Source organism: Virgibacillus sp. AGTR (genome assembly GCF_016919725.2).
In the GTDB taxonomy this organism is placed as follows: Bacteria; Bacillota; Bacilli; order Bacillales; family Amphibacillaceae; genus Virgibacillus; species Virgibacillus salarius.
The window spans coordinates 1-1386 of the sequence record NZ_JAJERH010000160.1; the positions used below are offsets into that span (position 1 = coordinate 1).

Genomic DNA, 1386 nt, shown 5'->3' on the forward strand with positions numbered 1-1386 from the left:
CTTGATTTTTTCCCGGTTCGGTGACGGACATTATTCAGTCCAAAGAATTCTTTCAAATAGGCATTAACACGTTCGACAGCGGTACGTTCTTTGTACAGTTCATCCCATTTTTTCGATCCCCTTGCGGGATTGGTGTACTTTCGGATATCTGTAGATTGTCTGATTTTAAAAGTCTTTTGACAAAGTGAGTCGTGTTGTAATGGGCACGTTGCACATTCCTTCGGACGTGTATATTTCAATGTCTTGTATTTTGGATCGAAGCTGTCGTAGCGATAGGAATGCTCTAGGACACAAGTCGGTGCGAAGTACTCGTCATAACCAACCGTCTCTCCTTCGTTACGTCGGTTATATGGAATGACAGCTTGTAGATCCTGATCGATTAATTGTTGATAGATTGGTTCATAATCGTAACCGGCATCGAAAAGGCCAGCAGTAAATAAAGACGGAAGATCGCGATCAATTTTCTTTAATAAAGGGATGGCTGCCTTTCCATCATTGAGGCTACCGGACGTCATCATCCCCGCAAGAATGTACTGGCTTTTTGTGCTAACGGCTAAGTGACCTTTGTAGCCAAACCAGAAGATGTTTTTTCCATCACTGTTTTTCTTGACTCCCCATTTTGGTTCGATGGGGGCTTCATTCAACAACACTTCCACTGATTCAGAAAGCTGATGAACAATTTCTTTTTCATAAATCGGACGCGCTTCTTCCTCGGCCTGTTTTTCTTTGAGCCATTGTTCACGCTCAGCTTTTGGTTTGCGTCCGCGCTTTTTCGGTGTTGTCCTTTCTTTCTTATCGGATGTATGAGCGCGATCTCTTGCCTCGAAATGAGTAGCGTCAATAGCGATGTTTTCTTCGCCGATATGCCCTTCATCGATGGCAAGAAAAATAAGCTCATCATGGATATGTTCCATCTCATCTGATTCACTGATGATAGTAACCATTCTTGAATAAGAAGCTTCAGATGGAATTTGGTCAGAGTGAAGAAATCCACAGTCATATCGAAAAATAGGATCACGTTTTAAACGCCTAATCAGGTCTTTGATTGTTACAATTCGCTCCACCACACGAGCGATTAATGAGTAGATCATGGCACCGTAATTCAGTTCTCTTGGGGCACCAACTTTATTAGGTTTATCAAATAAATTCAAGATAGGATCCAAATTGATTGTTGAAAAAACAGCTTCAAAATGATGGGTAGGTTCCATCTCATATAATTCGTGTATGTCAAACAAGCTTTGTTGTCGTATAATAGACATAGGGGCATCTCACCTCTCTGTTTATGTTTGTGTGGTAACTAACATTATACAGGATTTGGGGAGGTGCTCTAATTTTTATGTCTTTAAAGTCTTGAGCCCCAAGGGCTCTATATTATGAAATTAACTC

1 protein-coding gene is annotated in these 1386 nt (G+C 41.1%); it reads right to left on the reverse strand.

Going from position 1 to position 1386, the window contains the following annotated elements:
* On the reverse strand, positions 1 to 1259 hold a 1259-nt coding region (locus JUJ52_RS22990), incomplete at its 3' end, for a transposase (RefSeq protein WP_228089239.1).
* Positions 1260 to 1386: the final 127 nt, after the last annotated feature.